The sequence below is a fragment of the Mycobacterium hubeiense genome (assembly GCF_002838065.1).
GTDB lineage: Bacteria > Actinomycetota > Actinomycetes > Mycobacteriales > Mycobacteriaceae > Mycobacterium > Mycobacterium hubeiense.
This window is the reverse complement of sequence record NZ_PIZU01000085.1, coordinates 1-4,628: the sequence shown is the minus strand read 5'-3', so window position 1 is coordinate 4,628 and position 4,628 is coordinate 1. Positions and strand designations below refer to the sequence as shown.

Genomic DNA, 4,628 nt, shown 5'->3' with positions numbered 1-4,628 from the left:
AGGGGGCGGGTGCCTCAACCCAGGTTGGCAGAGAGGGCCGGCCCGGAGACCACGGTCGTCGGCAAGCAATCGCCACATCCCAGTGTCGGCCTACTCATTCACCAATTCCGATGTCGTACACCTGGAATCAGGTCTCGAGCACGACCTGGTGCGCAAGCTCGACCGCGATCCCCACGTCGTGCGAATGATCTCCCAACCGTTTCTGTTGTCTTGGGCGACCGATGAACTGGTTGGCCATTTCCCCGATCTGCTGACCCAGCACATGGATGGGGCCGTCACTGTCTGGGATGTCAGATCATTGGAACAACAAGACGACGATTTTCGAGCCAAGAGCGCCGTCACTCGCCGTGCGTGCGAACGGGTTGGATGGCGCTACACGGTCTTCACGGGAGTGAGCACAACAGAACGCATGAATTTGTTGTGGTTGCACGGTTTTCGCCGTAGGCCCCCATGGGCGGTGCACTTCGAGGAAGAGATACTGCGACTAGCTGAATGTGGCGCATCGACCGTGGGCGAGCTTCTTGCCGCCGACGACGGGACAGGTGAACTCAAATCGGTGATGTGGCACTTGGTGTGGACCGGCGCCCTGCGCATCGACATGAGTGCCCCGTGGGGGCTGTACACGCCGGTCGCGGCGAGCAGAAGCAACAGCCATGTCTAGCGGACGAACCACCCTGATCGAAGGCACACGAGTACTGACAAATCGAGGAATCGCGGTCATCGGCGAGATCGCCGCCGCCGGCGTTACCCTTCACTATTCCTACGGCGAGACCGCCAAACAGGGCTGGACGGAACTGGGTTTGATCCGCGGCCTCGAAGACGGCGAGGTCGCAGCGCTCTCTGAACCACTCCGCCCACTGTGGGACGCCCTCGCAGACGACGTCCGCGAGAAGGCACTCTTCAAGTTGGAAGTCGTTCAGGAAATATTGACCGGTTACCGCGACGGCCACCAAGCCCTGGCACGGCCCGGCGAACCGAGACCGCCCTATGGTCCAAGTGGCGCTTCCGAAAGTAAGCGCTGCGCAGCGATGGCCAAGGAGCTGAATCTCGGGGCACAGCTCGACCGGAAAGTGCAGGGGCGGATCCAGGACGGTGAGACCCGACCAGCACATTTCAGCCCCGTCACGATCAGAAGCTGGGTCCGCGGCTTCAAAGAGCGTGGCGTACTCGCCCTGATCGACGAGCGAAGTACCCGTCAGACCAAGTCCTGGGAACTGATCGACGAGCGATACCGGCTGGTGGCCACCCAGATCGTCGACACCCTCGATGGGGACCGATCGACCATCTCTAATGAAGAGATCGATCGTCGAGTCAGGGTTCGCTTGAAAGAAAACGGGATCGACGATTTTCAAGCACCCCAACGGATCACTGGCCAGTTTCTCGCTGCGCTCAAACGGGAGCGAGGGGCCACGACGCGTGCGCAAAAGAGCCGGAAGCTCCGTCAGGTCTCCGGCGCCAAACACTACCCAGCGATTCGCCCAGGCCAGGTCGTCGCCATCGACGTCACCCGCGCCGACAATCTTGTCTACGATCCACTGACCGGCCGAGCATGCAGCGTCGAGATCATCACCGCCATCGACGTTGCGACCCGAGTAGTCCTCGCTATTCGTGTCGTTCCCAGAAGTGCCAATGGCATTGAGGCCGGTCTGCTGCTCTATGACATTTGCCGGCCCTTCTCGATGCTGGTCGACGGCACCTCGATCAGTGATTGGAGGTGGGCAGGCTTGCCCGAACGGCTCGATCTCCGCGGCGTGCCCGTACTGGCCGGCAAACGACTACTGGCCCCCGATTTCTCCACCCTGCAAGGCGAGCACCCCATCCCGTCCGTGCTACCGGACGCCCTCCGATGCGACCACGGAGCAATCTTCGTGTCCAAATGGTTCCGGGCGCTTCTGGCGATGCTCGGGATCGATCTGATGCTTAATCGAGGTGGGAAGGCTAACGACAACCCGCATGTTGAACGTTGGCACGAAACCATTCAACGTGGCTTGCAGCAGATCCCGGGGTACAAGGGCCGCAACACCTCTGAGCGAGGCAAACTTGTTAGCGAAGAGCCATTGCTGACTGCACGCCAGTTGCAGGGTCACCTGCGGCGCTTCGTCGGGCTGGACTACCACCGCTACCCGCACACCGGAATTGTGCTACCGGATGAAGAGGATGCCCAGCTGTGCCCCCTTGAACTGTGGGACGCGATGACTGAGGTCACCGGGCGAATCGACGTGCCTCAACAACCCGACCTGATCTACCAGTTCCTCCCGGTGCGGTGGGGGACTATCAGCCATGCCGGCGTGGAGTTCAAGAACATGGTGTACGACTCACTGACGGTTCTTGAACCCTATCGTTCGGTGCCGGTCGGGCAGTTTCGGCCCGGCGACTGCGCAGCACCCTTCTTCTACGACCCACAGGACCTCTCGCGCATCTGGTTTCGCGACCCCGCGACCGACCGCGTGGAACCCATCGAATGGCGCGGCTCCGAGCGCACCGTCGCACCTATGACGGAGGCCATCGTGGATGCAGCGCGCCGACGGATACGCGATCGCGGCGGAAATGCGGTGCTGAACCGACATTCCTCCACACGTCAAATCCTCGCCGAACTCACCCAGATCACCGAGGCACCCGTCAAACCGAAACTGCGCAAGGAGCTCACCGCCGCGAGGTTGCGTGTGGAGCAGGCCAAGACCGATCACGCTGAAGCGCAACGGCTTCAAGACCAACTGCTGCCCGCGCGGCCACCCGCGCGGCGGACATCTTCAGCGCGCGAGGTATGGCCGGACCTTCCCGAGAACGCCTGATCCATGGATGCACAACTGTGGCATGAGTACTGCATGACACAACCGCCGCCGGAGCCCCGGCGGGTCACGGTGCGGGAATGGAATGCGATGTCAGATCGCGACCGTGAAATCCACGTCGAACGTCTGGAAGCCTGGCTGTACAGCCTGTTCATGCCCACCGCCGATGTCAACGGCATATTCAGCAAGATCACAAAGATCGTTCGAATCAAACACGTTGACGCCACCCGGTGCGAAGAGTCTGCCAGCGCTCTCGGGACCGAACTACGTCGGCAAGAGCACGATGATGATGCGGTGGGCCCGCGACAGGTACCTTGCCGCCATCGCTGACGCCGAACTGGACGCCTACGGGCGGCCAATCATGCGACCAGAAGCAGGGTTTGAAGTCGACCTGTGTCCCATTGTCTGGATCGACCTCGACGCTGCCACCCAGATTAAGGGTCTCGACGAGTCAATCCTGAAGTTCTTCAACCTTGCCGCCGCCGGGGTTCAACGCGACGTTCTGACTGTAGCGGCGGGCGCAGTTCGACGACACAGGACACAGATCGTCATCGTCGACGACGTTCACCTGCTCAAAACGAACTGGAAATCGGGACGCGACGTGCTCGACCACATCAAGCACCTCAACACACGTCTCGGACAGATTGGTGTGTCGCTCGTTCTCGTCGGCGCTGATCTCGAAGACAAGGACCTCTCGAAAGACCCGCAAATCGCAGCACGCCTTCGTCTGAATCGCTTCGAGCCTTATAAGGCTGATAAGAACGTCGAGTCAGACCGGGTGCGTTGGCAGGTGATCGTGCGCGACTTTGAAAATGTGCTTGCACCTCATTTGCCTCGGAGCAAGCCGAAGGAGTTGCACACCAAGCTCGCCGGCGAGCTCCAAGAGCGCACGCAGGGCTATCTCGGAGACCTCAAAGCACTGCTCTGCGAGGCGACGATCAGTGCAACTGTTGATGGGACGCACAGGATCCTGCTGCGACATCTCAACGAGGTGGACTTGAGCAAACGAGCAGAGGAGGAACGATCTCTGCCGCTGCGCTAGGAGCGGCACGGGCTGCGTAGGAGGCTCAGGAAAGAGCGTCCGACAGTACGAGCGAGCGGAGCGCATCCTGGGCTGATAGCGGTAGCCGTTGGCGGAACGCGCGATAGGCCACCTTTGCCGCTCGCGGGGCCGGCCCGTCCCAGGCTGGACTCAAGTCGACCGCACCCTGGGCTGTTTCGCACCACATCCAGGTAATGACGTACGGCAGCGAGCTCGACCGCCGGGCCGGTGACATCGATGTGCGCCACGACTCGAACCACGACGACGACTCCTGAGCGAGGGCCCGCACACGGGACTCACGTTGTCGGAAGTTGCGATCATGAGGCAACGCGCGACTTGCACGTTCCACCGCATCAGCGAAAGTAGTTGGAGTGACGCGCATTCGGGCAGAGGCTGAACGTGCGGTGTGCATGCCAAGCCTTGGGTCCAAGCCGATATGGACGGCAGCTTCAGACCAATTGGCGGTGGGTGTCACTGTTCTCGCCATGCACAGTGACACGTACTGCCGACCCGTCCATTCGTAGCCGCCCAACATTTCATGGAAGTAGTCCCGGTAGATGTCGACGTCGATCAGCTGCGGGATGGCCGTAGCACGCAGCGTCAGATCGCTGTGCATGCGATCGAGGCGGCGGCCGACATGATGACGGTCTGCAATCGCAGCGTCGACGAGAAGCTGCATGGTCGCGGTTCGGGTGGTTCGGTTGATCAGCCAGCCACGGGGCCCATTACGTATGTCGGCGATCAGGCTCAACCACGGCGACTGTTCGGAGGCATTCAGGGTGACCACGTGGGGGTAG

General features: G+C 61.3%; 3 protein-coding genes and 1 pseudogene. 3 read left to right on the top strand and 1 reads right to left on the bottom strand.

The window, feature by feature from the left end:
• From CWS39_RS27860 to CWS39_RS27850, 3 genes are all read left to right on the top strand, one after another.
• Positions 1-661, top strand: a 661-nt coding sequence (locus CWS39_RS27860) for a TnsA-like heteromeric transposase endonuclease subunit (protein ID WP_102146059.1), incomplete at its 5' end; no start/stop codon positions are given.
• Positions 654-2,792 (top strand): DDE-type integrase/transposase/recombinase, encoded by a 2,139-nt coding sequence (locus tag CWS39_RS27855; protein ID WP_102146058.1) that lies wholly within the window; start codon positions 654-656, stop codon positions 2,790-2,792. The genes CWS39_RS27860 and CWS39_RS27855, both read left to right, overlap by 8 nt.
• A 214-nt stretch (positions 2,793-3,006) precedes the next feature.
• The gene (locus CWS39_RS27850) at positions 3,007-3,831 is read left to right on the top strand and encodes a TniB family NTP-binding protein (protein ID WP_233213742.1); all 825 of its coding nucleotides are present in this window, start codon (positions 3,007-3,009) and stop codon (positions 3,829-3,831) included.
• A 25-nt stretch (positions 3,832-3,856) separates the two neighbouring features.
• Here the strand turns inward: CWS39_RS27850 and CWS39_RS28780 are convergent.
• Positions 3,857-4,628: pseudogene (locus CWS39_RS28780) on the bottom strand (TniQ family protein); the annotation flags it as partial.

Coding starts and splice junctions, on each gene's coding strand:
- CWS39_RS27855 (WP_102146058.1), top strand. CDS start 654: ATGTCTAGCGGACGAACCACCCTGATCGAAGGCACACGAGTACTGACA.